The organism is Planctomycetota bacterium (genome assembly GCA_018242585.1).
Taxonomy (GTDB): Bacteria; Planctomycetota; Planctomycetia; order Pirellulales; family PNKZ01; genus JAFEBQ01.
In genome coordinates this window covers 20,068-40,498 of sequence record JAFEBQ010000012.1, presented here as the reverse complement: position 1 = coordinate 40,498, position 20,431 = coordinate 20,068, and the positions used below count along the sequence as shown (strand labels likewise).

Genomic DNA, 20,431 nt, shown 5'->3' with positions numbered 1-20,431 from the left:
TCGATCGGCCTTCGCGGTAGATGCGAAGCATCAGGCAGTAGGGGTCTTCTCGTAACGCGGCAGTCGCTCGCGCGGAATGTCGGCCAGGCAAAGCGCATCGGCGTCTTTGGCCGACAAGATCGGGTCGCTTACCGGCCATTGAATGCCGATCGCCGAATCGTTCCACGCGATCGTCGACTCGCACTTTGGCCGATAAAGCTCAGTGCACTTATAAGCGACAATCGCCCGCGGCGTGAGCACGCAATAACCGTGGGCGAAACCGGGCGGGATATAGAACTGTCGATGGTCTTCACCGGAAAGCGTCACACCATTCCACTCGCCATAGGTCGGTGAACCAACGCGGATGTCGACTGCCACATCGAAGATTTTGCCTAACAGCACGCTGACGAGCTTGCCTTGGGGATGGGGGAACTGATAGTGCAAGCCTCGCAGCACTCCTTGCTTGGACGACGATAGATTGTCCTGCACCATGCGCGCGGAAAGTCCAAGGGCCGGATAGCGCTCGTCATTCCAGGTCTCAAGAAAATAGCCGCGTGAATCGAGAAACAGCTTGGGTTCGATCAACATCACTCCCGGCAGGTTGACGGAATGTCCTGACATCGGCGAATTACTCGTGACAAGCATCCTGGTTAGTTTGGGTCGCCCTACCTACCAGTTATCGGCAAATGATCGTTGGGCGGGGTGCGAGGTTGCCTAGGGTTGCTAGCGCGGGAGTTTGGAATCAGACGTTGGTTCGAGTGATTGCCCTAAGTGACGGAACGCTGGTCGTCGACATCGGCCGCAACAAGCATCCGCAAACTCATTTGGCACGGGGGCGGCAGTATCCCTATCAGGTGCGGAACGAGCAATGGCAGTTGGTCTGCGCAGGGCCGCCTCGGCACCGTGAATGCTTGCGAAGATTCACGCCGTCTGGCGTTGCTAGCATGTCGACTGGCGAATCAATTTGGCGTGGTCTTTTGCGCGCCGCCGAGATGATATTCATGCCTCGTTGCGATGCTGGCTTCAATGGGTGTGCCGAACCACTGGCAACTGCATTGTTAGCAAGCCGTGCCTGAGCGGGCGCTATTGCAACCTCGTGAAACGCGGCTGGTAAGCGGGCACTGTTCCACAAAATCGTCGGGGGATGTTGCTGTTGCTTAATTCTGAATAACGGGTTAAACAAACCACCGATACAGAGGTCTGCTCTCGGCAGTGACAGCGAGCAGAGGAGCAAGCGATTCGAAAGGGAGTCACCACGATGGGTTTCTTAGCTGGACGTCGGATCCTCGTCACAGGCGGAGCAGGGTTTCTGGGACGAGCGGTCTGTCGATGCCTGAAAGATTACCAGCCAGCCACCGTTTTCGTGCCTCGCAGCCGAGAATATGACCTGCGCGAACCGGAAGCAATTCGGCAAATGCTCGCCGTGGCGCGCCCCGAAGTCATCATCCACCTGGCGGCCGTTGTCGGTGGGATTGGCGCGAACATGCGCAATCCTGGAAAGTATTTTTATGACAACGCGGTGATGGGCATTCATCTGCTCGAAGAAGCGAGGCTGGCCGACGTCGCCAAAGTTTTGACGGTAGGTACGATTTGCTCGTATCCCAAGTTTACCCCAGTGCCATTTCGCGAAGATGATCTTTGGTCGGGCTATCCCGAAGAAACCAACGCCGCCTACGGTCTAGCCAAGAAAATGCTGCTGGTCCAAGCGCAGGCCTATCGCCAGCAATATGGCATGAACGCGATCACGGTAATGCCCGTGAACTTGTACGGCCCAGGCGATAACTTCGATCCGGCGACCAGTCACGTCATTCCCGCGCTCATCCGCAAAGTCATCGAGGCCCGCGACAGCGGCAACCCAGCGATTGAAGCCTGGGGAACCGGCAGTGCCTCGCGCGAGTTTTTATTTGTCCGCGATGCGGCCAAGGGCATCGTTTTGGCCGCCGAGCACTATGACAAGCCAGACCCCGTCAACCTGGGATCAGGCCACGAGATCTCGATTCGCGAGTTGACCGAAACGATTTGCACGCTCAGCAACTATCGGGGCCAAGTACGCTGGGACACTACCAAGCCCGACGGACAGCCGCGACGTTGCCTGGACACGACGCGCGCGTTAAAGGAATTCGGCTTCCAAGCCGAAATATCGCTGCTCGATGGGCTGCAGGAGACCATTGCCAGCTACGAGATGCAAGCCGCCACCTTGGCGGCTCACCAAGCCGCGTAGAGAGCGATGCTGCGCAACGCTGCGATGCCACCCGACAATTCACGTTAGTCGCGAGGCACAGGGATGGCCGTGCAGCCCGATCAAATCGAGGCGCATCGTCCTCGATCAGGTGGACCATCAATGCATTGATTAGTGCGGCTTAACCATGACATTGAGCATTTCGGTTGTTACCCCTTCGTACAATCAGGGGCAGTTCATCGAACGGACCCTGCAAAGCGTGCTGGGGCAGGAGTCGCCGGCTGAGGAATATGTTGTCTACGACGGTGGCAGCACGGACCAGACCGTTGCCGTTCTGAACTCGTTTGGCACGCGAGTGAGATGGGCCAGCGCGCGCGACCGAGGTCAGTCGGAAGCGGTGAACAAAGGGATTCGCAGCACCCATGGCGACATCATCGGCTGGCTGAATTCGGACGACATTTACTATCCGGGCGCGCTGGCTCTGGTGCGCGAGTTTTTCGAGTCGCACCCCGACGTTGACGTCGTCTATGGCAGATCGAATCATATCGACGAGCACGAGCAAGTGATCGAGCCCTATCCGACCGAAGCGTGGTCGCTCGAGCGGATGAAAGAGCTCTGCATCATCAGTCAGCCGGCGGCGTTCTTTCGCCGTCGTATTGTGGAGCGGTTGGGAGCGCTGGATGAGAACCTGCAATACGCCCTGGACTATGAATTCTGGCTGCGGCTAGCGCTAGGGGGCGCCCGTTTTGCCTACCTGCCACAGGTGCTGGCCGCGACGCGCATCCATCCTGCTACGAAGACCAACGCCTTGAAACTGAAGTGTCATCGCGAAATCAACAACATGCTGGCAAAGAAACTTGGCCGCGTGCCTGATCGCTGGATATTTACCTATGCTCACGTAGTACTCGAGAGCCGAGGCGTGACGCGGAAACAGCCGCTACGCTTTTTGTTCTTGTTCTTCGTGAATTCAATTGCCGCGTCAATCAATTGGAATTCCCGCTTGACTTGGGGACTGCTCAAGCTGAACTGCCAATGGATCAGGCACCATGTCAGGCACGCATTCAGGGGAGGCGAACGCGCTTTCCGGCTGCCCAGCGGAGCCCAGTAGAAGCAGCCGTGAAGACTCGCGGCCGCCGAGATCAGGTTGGGTTGCGCAACCGACTCTGATGGCTTGTTGGTTCAAAAAAAACCTCTACTCAATAAAAGCATAACGACAGGAAACGCGACGTGTTGACATTCTTTACGGCTCCCAAGCCATTTACCGGCCATGCGGCCATCATCCAGAGAAACGCCTTGGCGAGTTGGAAGCGTCTGTCGGGATGTCAGTTGATTTTGTGCGGCGACGACGTTGGCGTTGCCGAGGCGGCCGCTGAGTTTGGGGCCTTGCATCTCCCGCAGGTGGATCGCAATCAATACGGCACGCCATTGTTGGACTCGATGTTCGCCACTGCCCGCCAACATGCCACGCAGTCGTTGCTCTGTTATGTCAATTGCGACATCATTTTTTTTAATGACTTGCTCCAAGCCGTGCGGCGAGCTCAGCGTCAGAACTTTCTGCTGGTGGGAAAGCGGCGAAACATCGATGTGAACGAGCCGCTCGATTGCCGCGATCCGAATTGGGAAACCTCGCTGCGGCAGCGAGTCGTAAGCCAAGGGAAACTCGCTCCCAATTGCTGTATCGACTACATGATCTTTCCCAAAGACTCCCGCTTGAGCTGTCTGCCGTCCTTTGCGGTGGGACGCCCTGCTTGGGACAACTGGTTCATCGGCAATGCGCGACGGCTTAATACACCAGTGATTGACGCCACCGACGTTGTCATGGCCGTTCATCAAAATCACGGCTATGCGCACGTGTCCAAGAACCGCGGTATCGCCTGGGAAGGCCCCGAAGCAGACGAAAACCGCCGCCTGGCCGGCTGGCACCCGAAAGATGGCCCGTTGATTGTACACACCATTGACGACGCCACCCATTCATTAACCGCGAATGGCCTGCGGCGGACGCTGAGCCTTGTTAATCTCTCACGTCAGATGATCAACAAAAGACAAGCCCAGATACTTCGTCTCCGAGCGCGGTTCAAGAACAGCAAACTTAGTCGCCTGTTAGGGACGATGCGCGGCATTCGGGTCCGACTGCGAACAGCGATCAGCCTGGCACGACGTCGAGGCGTGTTGTCTGGCTTGAGCTATCTGCAAAAACGTGTGATGAGAAAAATCGGGAGGATGACTGGCAATCTTCCAGATAGCCGACAGCAGCCAGCGTTAGCTGATGGCAATTGATCAGAGGCCGTTTCAACAGCGTCGCAGGACGGCCGTCAGGCGCATGCAATCGGCGAAATAGCCGAACGGCCGTTCCTGGAGTTGGGCTTCGGAGGTGGTCGGCCGCGAAGTCGATAGTTGACGGTTTTCCCGGCGAAACCAATGGCTTCACTTCGTCCTTTGATTTGCATCGCATCAGCACAGCGATTCACCAGCGCACCTGAAATTGCCAGCCGGTCCAGCATCTCTCAGTTCCCCCCGTCCCCCATCGCTTGTGCGCGGTCCAGGATGTGTCGAATCAGGGTGGGCTGGGATTTGCACGCCCCGACGCTAACGCCGCCGCCAACCGAAACAACCGAGTGGGCAACCTCATGACTGCTCCCCGCTATCCGAGAATCAGCGTCGTCACCCCCGCTTTTAAGGGCGAACGACTCATCGAAGTTACATTGCGTTCCGTGCTTGACCAGGAATACCCCAATCTGGAATACATTGTCCTTGACGGCGCTGGGGACAATACAGACCAGATTCTGAAGCGCTACGACTCGCAGTTGGCGTATTGGCACAGTCGACCTGATGACGGCCAGTACGCGGCGATCAACGAGGGCTTTGCCAAATCTACCGGAGAGATCCTATGCTGGCTCAATGCCGACGATCTGTTGTTGCCACGATCGTTGTTTGTCGTGGCAGGGATTTTCGCGAAGCTATCGCATGTTAAATGGATCTCGACACTGAAACCTGGTTCGTGGGACGCGAATAGCTTTCTGTCCCACGTGGGCAACATTCCTGGGTTTAGCAAAGCGGCCTTCTTAGACGGCCTGTTTTTGCCTGGCACCAATACCAAGGGGTATTGGATCCAACAGGAATCCACGTTCTTTACCCGCGAGTTATGGGAACAAGCTGGAGCGCGCATCCCCGACTATCACCTCGCCGGTGACTTCGCACTGTGGTGCGAGTTCTATAAACACGCCGAGTTGTACGGTGTCGACTATCCATTAGCTGGATTCAGGCATGTCGAGGGCCAGCGAAGCGAAGCGATGGACAAGTACATGAGTGAGGCCGGCAATGCCCTGTCGTCGTTCCGACAGCGGTGCCAATGGAAAAGGCCGTGCCTGAACGCGCTGAGATATACGTGCTATGACAGCCTGCCAAGGGGCAAAAACTTTGTCAGAAACAGGCTCGGCTATCTCGCCAAAAGAGTAGTGAATCTGACCCCCAATAAGTTCGCTCCAACCTGGGATATTCACGAATATCGCTTTCTCCCTTAACGACAAGCTGGCGTTTCGACAAGACTTGGGCAGAGCTGAATTGATCCGCTCGTTGGTTTGTCGACCAGTCAGTGGCGTCCACGCCACGAAACAAGTCGAGCAACATCACGGCAGCAATTCTTTACTCACAACGGCCACGCAGCAAGGAACAATGCTTCTTATGAAAAAGCAGATTGTCAACGCGATCAACCGCCTGCTACGGCCGATAGGCGTCGAGATCATTCGCCATGGCGCCAATGTCGCCGCAGCACCAATTGGCACTAACTTCCAGATGAGTTCGCTGCTCCAGCGACTTGCCCAGCGTGGGACGCCGATTCGAAATGTGATCGACATTGGCTCGTCGGACGGAAAGTGGAGTTTGGAGTGTATGCAACACTTGCCAGACGCCTCCTACCTGGCAATTGAGCCACTCGAAGAAAGACTAGCCGCGTTGGAGAATAACAAACGTCGGTTCGCGAACTTCGACTATGCCATTTGTGTGGCCGGCGACGTTGATGGACAGGAAGTTACGCTTAACGTGACCGCCGACCTCGATGGCAGCACGGTCGATGGCCAAAACCCAGGCTCCAAAAGAACCTGCGGCGTGCGGACAATTGATTCGTTAATCGCCGATCGACAGTTCGCCGGTCCATTGCTGTTGAAGTTTGACACCCACGGCTATGAAATGCCGATCCTGGCTGGCGCCAGCCAAGCCCTGGCGAACACGACGGCAATTATCATGGAGACCTATAACTTTTCGCTGACAAGCACCTCGCTAAGGTTCCCAGAGATGTGCGCTCACATGGAACGTCTGGGGTTTCGGCCCGCCGACATCGCCGACCCGATGTTGCGAATGCATGACAACGCGTTCTGGCAGATAGATATTCTGTTCCTGCGAGCGGACTCTGAGACGTTCAACTATCAACACTATCGCTAAGCGCGTGTCCGAAGCGCGTCGCGGTCAGATCGAGGCCTGGACTATCGAGCGAGCGTCGAGAGCAGCCAGAATGATTGGATTGTGACGGCGCAAAGTCCGGCTTCGCCATCAACCTCCTAACACTTTCCGCGGGCGAGGCGTCAGCCCCACATAGCTGAATGAACGCTTCACGATCCGCTTGATGGGATGAGGGAGCGATTGGTAAATGCGTTTGAGCCCGGTCGGCTGAACCACTTTGGCCACCTCCTTGGTAAACGCGAAATCCCAATCCGCGGGCTGCAAATAGTCGACGAAGTATTTTCTGGCCAATTCATAGGCCCGATTGCAATCGTCGCCATGATTGCACGTGATGGAAGTATCGGACGCCAAGAAGTGCGAAAGATATCTAGGCACATGGCCGACCCACTCGGATCGAGCCGCGGCATTCAACAAGAACAGCAGGTCCGCTCCGGCCCCAGTCCTCTCTGCTAGTCTTTGCAACTCGACGTTTTCTGGCATCTCCACCTGGAATTGGGCGACGTCACGTCGAACAAGCGAACAGCCAGGCGAAACCGGCATCTGGTTGCCAAGCGTCAATGACTCGATCACATAGTCCTTGGCTGGGATCACATTCCGGTCAGGGAAGATATAGTGTGACTGATCTCGACTCTTGAAGTGAACCAACGTGGCCGTGAAGACCAATCCCATGGCAGGCTGGTCGTGCATCAGCTTCAGGCAGTCGGCGACAAACTCGTCATCGATCCAATCGTCGGACCAGAGAATCTTGATATAGTCGCCGCGGCATTCATCGAGCCCTCGGCGCCAACTGCGAAGCGGCCCCAGATTACTTGTGTTTCTCAGGCAACGCACGCGACTGTCGGCGGCGGCAAGTTGCTTGACCACTTCCCAAGTGTTGTCGGTGCTGCAATTGTCAATAATGACAACCTCGATGTTGCCATGAGTTTGCGACAAGGCGCAGCGGACTGCTCGCCGAATCAAATCAGGGCGATTGTAGACCGGAATGAGAATGCTAACTTTACTTGAGCCCATGGATTGCCTCGACTTCCTTGCACCAGCTAATCATCATCGCGACGCCTTCGTCCTTCGAGATGGTTGGCGCCCATCCAAGATCAGTGGTGATTTGCCCATTGTTGGCCACAAACACCTTTTGGTCGCCAGGCCGCCAGGCCAGGCGGTTGTGGGCCAATTTGACATCGAGCATCCGCTCCAACATGTCGAACAATTCCAATAGCGACAGGCTGTTCTGGATGCCGCCGCCAATGTTGTAGATTCGACCAGCGATTTCTTCGCCGCGTGTGCCCGCCGTGCGATAGAGCGGAATGAGATCGGAAACGTGCAGGACATCACGAACCTGCTTGCCATCACCTGAGATGGTGAACCTCCCGACGGCCCCTTCTTGCTGATCGAGCGCTTGACGACAGAACCAGCCCACCCAGCCCTGGTCATAGGTCGCATACTGCCGGCCGCCGAACATCGACGAATGTCGAAACACGGCCGTCTTCAAGCCAAAGCTTCGATGATAGTCTCGACAATACTGTTCGCCGGCCAGCTTCGAGCAGCCATACGGCGAGCAGCCATCCAGCGGGAGTGTTTCATCCAGGCCGTGGGGAAAATCTGGCAATTCATAGCGCGTGGCAGTTTCACGATAAGTCAACTGATCGAGTGCCCCGTAGACCTTGTTTGTGGAAGAATAAAGAACCATCGACTCAAGCGAATGAAGTCTGACTGCCTCCAGAACATTCAGCGTCCCCAGGGCATTGACTTCGAAATCGAGCCGTGGATTCTGCAAGCTGGTTGTCATGGCGACCTGGCCGGCCAGGTGCGCGATGGCTTCGGGGCGGACGTTATCGATCAACCTGGCAACGGCATCGCCATCGCGAATGTCCATTTCCTCGAACCGCCAATCACTCCCATGACGAGTGCGCAGCCATTCCAGATTGTCACGTGTCCCGTGGCGAGACAGATTGTCAAGCACGACGACATTGATGCCATCAGACAATAAGTCGTCGGTGAGATTTGTACCTAAAAAACCACAACCACCGGTAACCAGCCACGTCATTCTTGAAGTCTCCGTTCCGTTCGGACGCACAATGATTTTGACACGAACCGCCAGCCTTACCAGCCTCGGTCACGCCGTTGCTCATGTTGTTTGTTGCGCCGCCATCAACTGCTCGCAATGCCACGCAATCGTCCGACGAAGACCATCGGCCAACGACCAATGCGGCGCCCAGCCTAGTTTCACGCGACTCGATGCGCCGTCGATCGTTAGAGGTTGCGAGTGCCTGTCGGTGCTGTCTTGATTCGCGAGCGTCGCATCTGACCCTATCGAAGCGGTCACCAGTTGAACCACGTCGCGGATCATGACGCCTTGCCCCGAGCCAATCTCGAATTCCTCTCCTGCGATCGATTCACGCAGCGCTGCGCAGAGCAAGGCATGGATCAAGTCGTTGATGTACAGGAAGTCGCAAACTCTTTCTGGTGTTTGCAACGCCAGCGGCTGCCCATTGATTGCTCTGGTAATGACGTAAGGAATGAGCTTCTCGGCCACCTGCCCCGGGCCGTAGATGATCGTTGGATGAATGACCACCGTCGGCAGCTTATAAGCATGGTGAAATAGCGCGGCGTAACGGGCCTCGGCTTGCTTTGCCGCTGCATAGGGAGAGCTGGGCGGGCCCTTGACGGACGCTTCGGCGGAACCAAGCAGAACGACTCGGTGGCACGTTTGCTCCGCTAGCTGGGCCAGCAGGTTAACGGTCCCGATCAGATTATTTCGGATCATCGGGATCACGTATTTCTTGCCAGGACTTGCCGTGACACTGGCAGCCAGGTGAAACACCGTGTGAGGGGCGATTTGCGCAATAGCATTCGCCGTCGACTGTTCATTCTGTAGGTCGACCTGCCACCATTGTGCCAGTTTGCACGCTGGTCTGGCTTGGCGAGAAAGTCCATGCACTTCAGCGCCAAGGCCACTCAGAGCCTCGGTGAGATGGCTGCCAATAAATCCGCCACAGCCGGTGACAAGAACCCGACGACCGCGGAGCAGAGTCTGAAATGCTTCCGCTGTCTCAGTGGAAAAGACGCCTAAGTCACCTGCGAAAGCTGGTTTGAGCATGCGAACGCCGTCACTCTCGTAGGTTCTTCACTGCCATTGCCGGCCGCCAGCGGCACCTTTCTCTGCCCTAGGCGCATCGCCGGCCATTGAATGTGCGGAGCCGATGGACGATGGATCGCAGTTTGCGCTTCATTGCATCGGGCCAGCGAGAGGGGACTTTCCCTTGGAAATTGTATTCAAAGGTGAATTGGTCTCGCTCCAAGCTGCGCTCTACTTTCGCGGGATGATGAATCTCGCCCAGCGAGCGCGTCGCCAGGCGCGCCAAGATATTACCCGCATCATGGGTATGGGTGGCATTGGCGCCAAAGCCAATGTTGGAAACTAAATTGGTGAACGGACATACCGTCAGGCCATTGTTCAGCCAGCACGCAAACAAAAACTGATAGTCCCAGGTATCCACTTGGCCATCGTAGGTCATTTGAAAGCCTGACTTCCAGTATTCCGCCTCCTCGTTTGAATGACATGAATTTCGAAAGGTGCCACTCGCTAAATAGGCGGGCCATTGTTTCATCGCGACGTCATAGCGCTGCCATGCCCGTCGCCAAGTCGCCCAGCCCCAGCAGTTCCAATACTTGGAAAACCCGTAGCTGGCGTCGCCTGCTGGCTTCTTTCCTTGATAGGCCGTGCCGGAAATCGCCATCACCCGAGGATCGTCGCGATAACGATCAAGAATCTGTTCGCAGTAGGGAAAGAAAGACCGATCTGGCAGACAGTCATCTTCGAGAATGATCGCCTCAGGGACTTGCTCGAAGACCCAGGTCAAACCGCTCGAGATTCGCCGCTTGCACCCCAGGTTCTCCTCGGAGAAATGTGTTTGAACCGTGCAGGGCCAATCGATCTTCTCAAGGATCTTTCGAGCAGCTGCGACACGCTCGCGTTCGCCACCTCGTTCCGGCCGCGGGCCATCACCAATCACCAGCAATACTTGCGGCTTGATTTCCGCAATGCGATCGAACACTCGGCGCGTAAAGTCAGGCCGATTGAAAATCATGAACGCAATCGGAGTTTTAAAAGGCATGCCTGACCTCGCACAGCTCGATCGTCATCCCAAGGAACCAATCGCATTTACTAAATGATTGCTACAGATGTCGCAAGATTAAACGGCGCAGCATCGACCGCCGCAGTCGCCGCTAGCACGCGAGCTCACGATAGCATGGCGCGAGCTATGGCCTAACGCCACATGCCGCTGGCCTGAGCCGTTTGGTAACAGGATGCTTTGATCAGCATGACCAAACGCTCGTCTGGGCAAGCAATGCGGACGAATTGAGACTGCGAGCCAACTTCACGATTCTCGTCGCGAACACGGCGCTCGAACTCCTGTTTCGCGGCATGTACTTGACTGTACTGCGCACTCGTCGGCGGCGTCTCCTCGCTCCCTGGCACCCAGGGCTCTTTCTGATAGCACACAATCACGTCACAGGCCGGGTCATCCCATTGCTGGAACGGCCCCCAATAGCGATTGATGGTGTAAAGCTCATTCGAGCTGGCAAGCAACAAATGCGGTGAATACTGAACGGCTATGGAACGTCCCATGACAGTCGCCAGCTTGTCCAATTCGCCGGTCACCCACTGATACTCGCGAAGCATCGCTTGGTGCTCCGCTGCTTGTGAACGAGTGGCCAACCGCTCGTATTCGTCGCTGACCGCCGGAATGCGGTAGAAAAAGGTAGCCAGCAGCACCGCTAAACACGCCCCGCGCAGGCTCCAATCGGCGTACCAACGCCAGGTCGAGGACAGCTTCTCAGTCAACCATGTGCCGGCTGATTCGACCAGCCCGAACAGTCCCACCACACACAATGCGGCCCCGGGATGAAGATAGATATCCCACAGCCGTTTAGCGGCGATCGCGATGGCGCACCACAAAGAAGCGCCAAGCGCAATCAACAAGAGCGGCTGCCATTCGCGAGAGGCTTGCGTCCCATTGCCAGCAAACGACCCGCGATCGATGGCTCGTTTTATTCCGATGCCGATTGCCAACAAGGCCCCGCTCAGCACGATGGTCGAAAGTCCGACCGGGAAGCCCTGCCAGTCAAAAAACATATGGGACAGCCACGTCAGCCAGTTCACCGTCGCGTCGTCATAGGCGTGACCTGTACAGGCAAAGGTCCAATTGTGCCATTCGCGGAAGTTGCCATAAGCCAGAACAGGCACGCTACAGCACAGACCGGCGATAAAAAACAGCGCTGATTTTCCGCTGTTAAGCAACGTCCGTCCCACAAGTCGCCGCGACCATGTGGAGGCTTCACCAACCACGGACGCAGGTAATGAAAACACTACGCCTGACGCAAATGAGAGCAGGACAATCGGCAATGCCGAAATCTTGGCGCCAAATGCCGCGCCCAGCCAGAACCAGCTCTTCGAGAACTGAAAACGCCCGGGTATTGCCTGCCTGAGGAACAAGGCTAGGAACAACAATTGCAACGGCTCGGGTTTGGGCATGGTGGCGTAAAACGCCGTTGACGGCAGGCAGACGAGCGTCAACAGCGCCAACCCGCGCGTTGTCCAACTCTGGAGAAAGCTGGTGGTGAGCACGACATAAGCCAGCCACAGCGCGGCCGCTTGCGTCATGCGCGTGGCGATGATCTGTCCTGGCTCGCCCCAAATTCGCTCCGGCACGAACGAGACCAGTGCCGAGACGTTCCACAGCACTCGGCCGTAGCGATGGTCGTCGGCATCCAACACGCTCCACAGAAAGTTTGCCGCGCTGCTCGGGTGCAGCAATTGGGAGACGCCGCTGAACACCAGTTCTTCGTCCATGAAGAGCACGTACTGGCCGTCAGCAAGATCGGCGTTCGCCCAACTCGTCAGGACAAAATAGCCTATCGTCGTCGCGATGAACAACGCGAGACCAAACGTCGCGTCAAGTCTGAGATGTCTGGTGGTCATGGTGTAAAGTCGATTTCAATCGCGTCACGCCGTAGCCTGGCGTGCGACAGCCACACACGGCATTTTAATCGCCGGACCTTGATGAACTGACTCTCACATTTTGCCAACTCAATAGCTGGCCCGCCCGTCAAGCCGCCGCGCCTTGGCGCTTGTGGTTGCTGACCGCCAGCGCGTCGTAAAGGGTTGTCACGGTGTGATCGAGCATGGCCCGGCTCAGGCCCGGATAAAGGCCGATCCAGAACGTGTCATTCATGATGCGGTCGGCGTTATCAAGCGAGCCAATGACACGATGCGCGATATTGCTGTAAGCCGGCTGGCGCAGGAGGTTGCCGCCAAATAAGAGGCGCGTGCCGATTTTTTGCGATTCCAAGGCGTGAATCAATTCATTTCTCGACAGCGGCGATGATTCTCGCAGCGTGATCGGGAACCCGAACCATGATGGCGCCGAATTCGGCGTGGCCTCGGGAAGAATTAAGTGCTGCTCGAGCCCAGCGAGCGCAGCATGTAAGTAGTCGAAGTTGTCGCGACGTTGACGAATGAACTCGGGCAACTTTCGCAACTGGCTTACGCCAATTGCGGCCTGCATGTCGGTAAGTTTCAAGTTATAGCCGATATGGCTGTAGGTATATTTGTGGTCGTAGCCTTGGGGGAGCTCGCCAAGCTGCTGATCAAAGCGCTTGCCGCAAGTGTTGTCTTGCCCGGGATCACACCAGCAATCGCGTCCCCAGTCGCGAAACGACTCGACCAACTTCTTGAGGATGGGGCTGCTGGTCAGCACAGCGCCACCCTCACCCATGGTCAAATGGTGTGCTGGATAGAAACTGACGGTGGCCAGGTGACCAAAACTTCCCACCGAGCGGTCGTGGTATCGCGAGCCCACCGCGTCGCACATGTCCTCGACCAGCCAAAGCTGATGTTTCTTGGCGATGGTGGTGACAGCGTCCAGGTTAAACGGATTGCCCAGCGTGTGGGCGATCATAATTGCCTTGGTCCGGTCGGTAATGGCTTCTTCCAACCGCGTCACGTCGATGTTGTAGGACGGAATTTCAACGTCCAGGAAGACCGGAACCAACTGGTTCTGGATGATGGGATTCACGGTCGTCGGAAAGCCCGTGGCCACGGTAATCACTTCATCGCCTGGCTGCAGGCGGCGATCGCCAAGTTGCGGAGAGGTCAGCGCCGAGATCGCCAACAGATTCGCGCTCGAACCCGAGTTGGTCAGCAGTGCGTAACGCACCTCGCAAAACTTGGCAAACTCTCGCTCGAATTGACGCGCATACCGCCCCGTCGTCAGCCAGAAATCGAGCGACGAATCGACCAGGGCCTGCAAGTCATCCGCGTCGAATACCTTGCCCGTGACGGGAATCGCGTGATCGCCAGCGTGGAATTCTCGCTGCGGCCAGTTGGCTCGATGATAGCTTCCCACCAGCTCGAGGATCTGCTGGCGCAAGCGATCGGCTTCGGATTTCATCAGGCGGCTCTCCGGGCAATTTGATGTGGCTCTTCGATCCGGCACATCATGAAGTCAATTTGGCGGTCGAGTAACGCGGCCGCATCGGCCGGGCAAGCGTAATAACCGCGATACCACTCGGCGGTGAGCTGCAAAGCTTCGTCCAGCCGCAATAGCGGCCGCCAATTCAAGCGATTTCGCGCCTTGCTGCTGTCGAGTGTCAAGAGCCTGGCTTCGTGAGCCCCTTGCCCCGCCGTCTGGAGTTGGAGTTGCCCTTGCCCCCAGACTTCAACTAATCGTTGGGCGACCGCATGCACCGACCGTGCGTCGTCGTCGCGGGGCCCGAAGTTCCAGGCCTCGGCAAACGCATGACCATCCTCGCACAGCTTCTGGCCAAGCCGCAGGTAGCCGTGCAGTGACTCAAGCACATGCTGCCAGGGGCGGATGGCTTGGGGATTGCGGATTTCGATCGGCACGTTGCGGACGATCGACCGCACAATGTCGGGCACCAGCCGATCCTCGGACCAATCGCCACCGCCAATCACATTGCCCGCGCGCGCCGATGCGAGCGCCACTCGCTGGTCGACCGAGAAATACGAGCGGCGGTAGGACGAGGCAACGATTTCCGCACAGCCTTTGCTGGCGCTATAGGGATCGTGGCCGCCGAGTGGATCGTGCTCGCGATAACCCCAGTGCCACTCGCGGTTTTCGTAGCACTTGTCGCTGGTGACGACGACCACGCATCGTACGCTCGGCGTGCGCCGCACCGCTTCCAAAACATTCACCGTGCCCAGCACGTTGGTCTGGAATGTTTCGACGGGCTGTTGATACGAGCGCCGCACCAGCGGTTGAGCCGCCAGGTGAAACACGACTTCGGGGCGCTGGGCGGCAAAGTATCGGTCGAGTTGGTCGCGGTCGCAGATGTCTCCCAACTCGGAGGCCATTCCGTCGGCCAACTGCGCAGCGCCGAAAAGATTGGTTTCGATCGGCTGGGGAGGCAGTCCGTAACCGCTGACCTGGGCATCAAGCCGCTTCAGCCACGCCGCCAGCCACCCCCCCTTGAATCCTGTATGCCCGGTGATCAGCACCCGTTTGTGTCGATAAAATGTCGAAATCGTCAAGGTTATCCTCCCACACCTTCCAGGGCGCTTTGCCAGACTCCCACATGGACTCGAGAAGTTGCTTCTCGCGCAGGGTATCCATGGGCTGCCAAAAGCCCTGATGCTTATAGGCCATCAATTGATTGTCGGCTGACAGACGTTCGAGCGGCTCCCGCTCGAGGATCATTTCGTCCGAGTCGATGTAGTCGAGCACTTTTGGCTCGAACACCATGAAGCCGCCGTTGATCCAGCCTTCGCCAGTTTGCGGCTTCTCGGTGAAGCCCGCAACCTGATCGGCTTCGATCTGCAAGGCGCCGAAGCGCGCTGGCGGGTGGACCGCCGTCAGAGTCGCTAGCTTGCCGTGCCGGCGATGAAACTCGATGACAGCGTGAACGTCAACATCGGCCACGCCATCGCCATAAGTGACCATGAATGGCCCGTCGGCCAGATAGTCGCGCAGCCGACGCAGACGACCGCCGGTCATTGTTTTCAGGCCCGTGTCAATCAGTCCGACATTCCAGTCGGGACAGCAAGGCCTGACAATCGTACTGACGCCAGTCCGCAACTCGATGAATGCGTCGTTGTGCCGGCTGCGAAAGTTGGTGAAGTATTCCTTGATCACCTCGCCCTTGTAGCCGCAGGCAATCAGAAACTCTCGATACCCATGGGCCGAGTAGATATTCATGATGTGCCACAGCATGGGCTTGCCGCCGATTTCCACCATCGGCTTCGGTCGCAACGACGATTCCTCCGCCAATCGCGTGCCGAGTCCACCGGCTAGAATGACGACTTTCATCGAGCCTGGCTCCTTCCCCTTCGATGCTTCCTAGCAGGCAACTCGATGTCGCCAATGCGCCGAAAGGAAATCTAAGAAACAACGCGCACAAGAGTCAAGAGCGGGTTCAATAGCGACGAATGCTAGCATCGCCGCGTGATTTGGGCGTACGCAAAAAAGTCGCGGCGGACCTGGCCAGGTGATGCGACTTCCGGCGTGCCGAGCTATTCGCAGGCCAGCCTAGGGGCTGTTGGCGGAATCGCTGCCTGCAGGCCAGCGGTCACATATTGAGCTAGCTTGTCGTACCGCCAGTAATCCTCAGGCGTCCCCCAGCCGATATGCTGGTCGACTTCAAAAGCGACCACCCGGCGCCCTTGGCTGAGCAACAGGTTGGGAACGACGTCCAGGTAAAACTCACCGTTGATTTGCCGCTCGCTAGCCACCAACTCGTTGATGCCATCGCACATCAATCCAGCCGTGCGAAACCAGAAGGTACCGCTGATTACCAGATCGTTCAGTGGCTCGCTGGAAATGGGCCGCTTGCAACTCACTTCTTGGACATCGATGCTCCCCGGTCGGGTGCGCACCCAGCCATAGGCCTGAGGCCGAGTCAGCACGCGCGGATCGCCACGGTAGGTCCAAATGATCGCGTCAATGTCGGGCTCCTCGCGGAGCCGATCGAACTGCGATCGGTCATACAGATGCGCCGCATCGCAAGCCGCGACCAGAACCTCGTGCTCCAGGTTCAGCTTGGGGGCAGCCAGGGCGACCGTACACGCTTGTCCCTGAGTGAGGCCGGGGGCGACGACAATCTCGGCGCGCGGGCAATGACAGCGCAGTGTCGAGGCGAGGTCGTATTGCTGCTGATGATCCGGATGAACAATGAAGATGTATCGCTCAGCCGTCGGCAATGCTTGCGCGGCCCGAATGACCATCGGCGTCCCGCCCACCGGTATCAACGGCTTGGGAACCGTAAAGCCAGCGTCGCGAAAACGCTGGCCAAGTCCCGCCATCGGAATCACAATCTGCAAGCCGTCCGAGATCGTCATCTTGGGCTGAATCCGATGATACATTGATTTCAACCCAGTTGGAGCTCGGCAGCCAAATCAAACGCCGGCCATCTCAGTGGCCGACACCGCGTTATCGCAAAGACGGGGCCAACTCGATTCCTGTAGCGCCGGCGGCGGCAAGCGTCGGTGCCGTGGTGTTCTCGGGGGCTCGCTCGGCAAACTCGCGAAACACTTCCCGCTCGACATCTTCGGACAAATCGAGGAATAAGCCGTGTTCACGGGTCTGCACAAACACAATCGGCGCCAGATGCGGAATCTGGATTTTGTGCCAAAGTTCCGGGGGAACTTGTAGCGTGCGCCCAACCAGCGCGCGAAGCACGACATTGTGGGTACAAGTCAAGGTATTCCCGGCGCCGCCCCAACATTCGTTGACAAACTTCACCACGCGCCGTTCAACAGCTTGCGTCGATTCTCCGTCGGGAAAACAGGGGTCCTCGTGCCGGTCCCAGGCGTGAAACAGCTCGGGGTAATGCCTGCGAGCGTCGTCAATGGTCAATCCTTCCACGGCGCCGTAGTCAATCTCCAGCAATCGATCATCGAACGTGAGAGTAGGCAACGAGCACCGAGCAGTCACTTGCTGAAGTGACTGCAGACAGCGCAACAGCGGCGAGCAAAAGACGCGCTCGATCGAGTGGCCGCCGATTGTCGACGCCAACCGCTCCAGCCGCTCGGCCGGTACATTCTCGATCGGAGGATTCGACCGTCCCAGGAATACCCGGTTGCCGTACTTGCCGCGATTTGCCGCAGTCTCGGCATGTCGGAATACGACGTGCCGCGTTGCCTGCTGGACGAACGTGTCCTGGAATTGAGCTTCAAACCTGCTGATGAAGTCGCGCAACTGGACGTCGAGGTTGGGCAACGAGTCAGTGAAGTCGGCACGCTGCTTCTTGCGCGCCAGTTCGCGATACAGGCCGGCAATCGCCGAGCGATTCTCCGGGAAGACGGCAAAGTAAGCGTCCAACAGGGCGTCGCCACGAAGGGCCAGGTTGCGGCGCGTTACCAACTTGACCAGGTTCTCCATCAAGAACCGCACAATGTGGTAGCTGAACTCGTACCGATCGCGGACGTCCATCAACTTGGTTCGCTTCTCTTCGCGAGGGCCGTCCACGGAGAACACCAGTTCACGATACGAAACGACCCGCGCGTCGTAATCGCGCAGGTAATCGGTCACGCTCCTTCGCGACGAAACAAAATGATGGGGCTGCAGACCAAAGACCGGGTAAACCTGGGCCAGGCTCCGTTGGCAAAACAGCTTGGAGCGTTGCCAATCGAGACAGGTAAACGGGCTGGATACCACATGCTCGACGTGCCCAGCGCGCGAATAGAGCATCAAATGCAGCACGGCCGTCCGCGGATCGTTGAACTTGAGGGGCCCGAGCGTCGGATTGATGTACAGCCCGAACCCAGCGCGGCTTAACACGGGCGTCAACGCCGTTTCCAATTCGGCGAGCAGTTGTCGGTATCGCGATTCGTCCAGACAGTCGAGCACGACGACGAAATCGATATCGCTGACCGCGTCCAGCGTATCGGCTTCCTGGAAGCTGCCCGTCAGCGTGGCTGACAAGATCTCCGGCCGGCCTTCGACCACGCTCCACAGGGCTTGTTGGATGCGTTGTTTAAGCGGCAATTCGCTCATAGCGCGATTCCGTTTTTAGCCGGTGCAGTGAGAGGATCGGGTTGTTGGCGCGCAGCACCGAGCTGGCGGCCACCACGTATTTGGCGGGCAAGCGACGAATGGTCTGTGGGTTCACACCACCGTCGACCATCACCTCGTATCGATAGTTGCCTCGAATGCGATGCAGCATGTCGGTCACGGCCAGCGCCTCGTCGAGCAACTGTTGGCCCGAGCGGCCCGGTTCGGCAATGCCCAATACCATCACGAAGTCGACATGCGGCAGCAATGGGAACAGCGTCTCGACGGCGTCATTTCGATGCCAAACGACCCCCACCTTCTTGCCACGCATACGACACTCGACAACCAGCTTAAGCGGCTCATCGTCGATATTCGTGTGAAACAGATACCAATCGACGTCGTCCCAGGTCTGTTCCATCCAATGCCGCGGTCGACGCGACATAATGTGCAGACAAATTGGCGCCCGATTCCACAACTTGCGGGCCAACCGCACGCGGCCGACCTCGACCGGCGCACAGCGAGGATTGAAGCTTTCGTCGACGAGATCCATGTGGACATGGTCGCACTTGCGGCCGATCCGCAAGAAGGCTTCGTACAATCTTTCTTCCCGTGAAGCGTATAGGGCGATTCCGAAGTTTCGCGTCATGTCGAACGTGAAACGCCGATGCAGCGAGTACGCGACCAGGAACAGAATCGCCGCCGAAACCAGCCGCGCTTCGCCGTAGGCCGGGCCAATCCAGTTATAAAAGCAGGCGACCGCCAGCATGTTCAACGCGAAGGAAATCACCGAAACGAGCGCGAACCGCTGAAAGGTGCGCACGAAGTCCCGCTTCGGCACGCGAAAATTGAATGTGGCATTCAACAGGAAGCTGGTCATCAGCCCCAGTCCAAACGCCACCAGCGCTTGCGCCAGCCAGGGCCAACTGGCCGGCATCACGAACCGTGCCAGCGCAATCTCCATCAACAACGACGAGACACCAATCAGCGTAAAGACGGTGAGGTAGCGATAGCGGTAAGCCAGGTACGACAGATGGCTGTACACGATCAGTCGCGTGCAGCGTCGCCTGGCGCGTTCGATGGTGCTGGGCAGTTTCATACCGGACTTCGCATTCATGACGAACGAGGGTTCGATCGACTTCAGAGCTTTGCAGTTCGTCTCGTGGTCGATCCTCTGGCTCAGGCCGCGCGATGCTGGCCGTAACGATGCTGGTAACGGTCGAACCACTTTGAGGCCTCGTGCGCCGGGATTGTCACCAGACTGCCCAACTGCATTGCCAACAAGACGGTGCGCGCTACGTCTTCGACCATGGCAGCGCATTTCAAAGCGGCGGCCACGGAACCGCCCCAGGCAAATACGCCATGATTGCCCAGCAACACGGCTGGCCGACCATTGGCGTATTTGACGATTGCCTCGCCAATTTGATCCCCTTCGTTACTGACATACGGAGTGCAAGGGATTTCACCGCCAAACTCGTCGGCAATAGCGGTTAGCACCAGCGGAATCGGTCGCTGGCAGGCGGCGAACGCCGTCGCATGGTTGCTGTGGGTGTGAATCACCGAACGCACATCGGGCATGTTGCGATACAGATAGAGATGGTGCGGCAGATCGACGCTGGGCTTCAAATCGCCGCGCACGATCCGTCCGCTTGCCACTTCGACCTCGACCAGGCAATCGGGCGTGATCTTGTCGTAGTCCATGCCCGAAGGCTTGATGACCAATCGGCCCGAGATCGGGTCGTAACCGCTAGCGTTGCCTGAGTGCATGACGACCAACTCAAGCTCGGGCAGCATGCGGTTGGCATGGCAAACG

At 57.5% G+C, this 20,431-nt stretch carries 18 protein-coding genes; 5 read left to right on the top strand and 13 right to left on the bottom strand.

From position 1 onward, the window contains the following. Window positions 1–30: 30 nt before the first annotated feature. Complete coding sequence (gene rfbC / locus JSS27_06345; GenBank protein MBS0208559.1) at window positions 31–600, bottom strand: dTDP-4-dehydrorhamnose 3,5-epimerase; 570 nt, start codon at window positions 598–600, stop codon at window positions 31–33. A gap of 637 nt (window positions 601–1,237) precedes the next feature. Here rfbC and JSS27_06340 point away from each other — a divergent pair. The 5 genes from JSS27_06340 to JSS27_06320 all read left to right on the top strand — a co-directional run bounded on the left by JSS27_06340 (window position 1,238) and on the right by JSS27_06320 (window position 6,595). Beyond that, window positions 1,238–2,200 carry a GDP-L-fucose synthase gene (locus tag JSS27_06340; protein MBS0208558.1) on the top strand — a complete coding sequence of 321 codons (963 nt, stop codon included), beginning with the start codon at window positions 1,238–1,240 and terminating at the stop codon, window positions 2,198–2,200. Between the two features lie 145 nt (window positions 2,201–2,345). Next, window positions 2,346–3,266, top strand: a complete 921-nt coding sequence (locus tag JSS27_06335) for a glycosyltransferase (protein ID MBS0208557.1) — start codon at window positions 2,346–2,348, stop codon at window positions 3,264–3,266. Between the two features lie 119 nt (window positions 3,267–3,385). After that, a complete protein-coding gene (locus JSS27_06330; GenBank protein MBS0208556.1) occupies window positions 3,386–4,435 on the top strand; it encodes a hypothetical protein in 1,050 nt (349 codons plus the stop codon). Window positions 4,436–4,785: 350 nt separating this feature from the next. After that, entirely contained in the window at window positions 4,786–5,679 is an 894-nt protein-coding gene (locus tag JSS27_06325) for a glycosyltransferase (protein ID MBS0208555.1), read from the top strand. Window positions 5,680–5,839: 160 nt separating this feature from the next. Then, window positions 5,840–6,595 (top strand): FkbM family methyltransferase, encoded by a 756-nt coding sequence (locus tag JSS27_06320; GenBank protein ID MBS0208554.1) that lies wholly within the window; start codon window positions 5,840–5,842, stop codon window positions 6,593–6,595. A gap of 108 nt (window positions 6,596–6,703) precedes the next feature. Here the strand turns inward: JSS27_06320 and JSS27_06315 are convergent, their stop codons facing one another. The 12 genes from JSS27_06315 to JSS27_06260 all read right to left on the bottom strand — a co-directional run bounded on the left by JSS27_06315 (window position 6,704) and on the right by JSS27_06260 (window position 20,412). Continuing rightward, entirely contained in the window at window positions 6,704–7,624 is a 921-nt protein-coding gene (locus JSS27_06315) for a glycosyltransferase family 2 protein (GenBank protein MBS0208553.1), read from the bottom strand. Beyond that, the gene (locus JSS27_06310) at window positions 7,611–8,654 is read right to left on the bottom strand and encodes a GDP-mannose 4,6-dehydratase (protein ID MBS0208552.1); all 1,044 of its coding nucleotides are present in this window, start codon (window positions 8,652–8,654) and stop codon (window positions 7,611–7,613) included. The genes JSS27_06315 and JSS27_06310 overlap by 14 nt, the downstream gene beginning before the upstream one ends. An 81-nt stretch (window positions 8,655–8,735) precedes the next feature. Then, window positions 8,736–9,707, bottom strand: coding sequence for an NAD(P)-dependent oxidoreductase (locus JSS27_06305; protein MBS0208551.1), 972 nt, complete (start codon window positions 9,705–9,707; stop codon window positions 8,736–8,738). 67 nt (window positions 9,708–9,774) lie between these two features. After that, window positions 9,775–10,725 (bottom strand): glycosyltransferase family 2 protein, encoded by a 951-nt coding sequence (locus JSS27_06300; protein MBS0208550.1) that lies wholly within the window; start codon window positions 10,723–10,725, stop codon window positions 9,775–9,777. A gap of 152 nt (window positions 10,726–10,877) precedes the next feature. Beyond that, window positions 10,878–12,593: a hypothetical protein gene (locus tag JSS27_06295; protein MBS0208549.1), complete on the bottom strand. Its 1,716-nt coding sequence runs from the start codon at window positions 12,591–12,593 to the stop codon at window positions 10,878–10,880. 127 nt (window positions 12,594–12,720) lie between these two features. Beyond that, window positions 12,721–14,064, bottom strand: a complete 1,344-nt coding sequence (gene rfbH, locus JSS27_06290) for a lipopolysaccharide biosynthesis protein RfbH (GenBank protein ID MBS0208548.1) — start codon at window positions 14,062–14,064, stop codon at window positions 12,721–12,723. After that, window positions 14,064–15,164, bottom strand: a complete 1,101-nt coding sequence (gene rfbG, locus JSS27_06285; protein ID MBS0208547.1) for a CDP-glucose 4,6-dehydratase — start codon at window positions 15,162–15,164, stop codon at window positions 14,064–14,066. The genes rfbH and rfbG overlap by 1 nt, the downstream gene beginning before the upstream one ends. Then, window positions 15,067–15,939 (bottom strand): glucose-1-phosphate cytidylyltransferase, encoded by an 873-nt coding sequence (rfbF, locus tag JSS27_06280; GenBank protein MBS0208546.1) that lies wholly within the window; start codon window positions 15,937–15,939, stop codon window positions 15,067–15,069. Before rfbF ends, rfbG begins: the two co-directional genes overlap by 98 nt. A 203-nt stretch (window positions 15,940–16,142) precedes the next feature. Then, window positions 16,143–16,991, bottom strand: a complete 849-nt coding sequence (locus JSS27_06275; protein MBS0208545.1) for an NTP transferase domain-containing protein — start codon at window positions 16,989–16,991, stop codon at window positions 16,143–16,145. 67 nt (window positions 16,992–17,058) lie between these two features. After that, window positions 17,059–18,624 (bottom strand): histidine phosphatase family protein, encoded by a 1,566-nt coding sequence (locus JSS27_06270; protein MBS0208544.1) that lies wholly within the window; start codon window positions 18,622–18,624, stop codon window positions 17,059–17,061. Then, window positions 18,605–19,735 carry a GtrA family protein gene (locus tag JSS27_06265; GenBank protein ID MBS0208543.1) on the bottom strand — a complete coding sequence of 377 codons (1,131 nt, stop codon included), beginning with the start codon at window positions 19,733–19,735 and terminating at the stop codon, window positions 18,605–18,607. The genes JSS27_06270 and JSS27_06265 overlap by 20 nt, the downstream gene beginning before the upstream one ends. Before the next feature lie 62 nt (window positions 19,736–19,797). Next, complete coding sequence (locus tag JSS27_06260; GenBank protein MBS0208542.1) at window positions 19,798–20,412, bottom strand: class II aldolase/adducin family protein; 615 nt, start codon at window positions 20,410–20,412, stop codon at window positions 19,798–19,800. Between the last annotated feature and the right edge of the window lie 19 nt (window positions 20,413–20,431).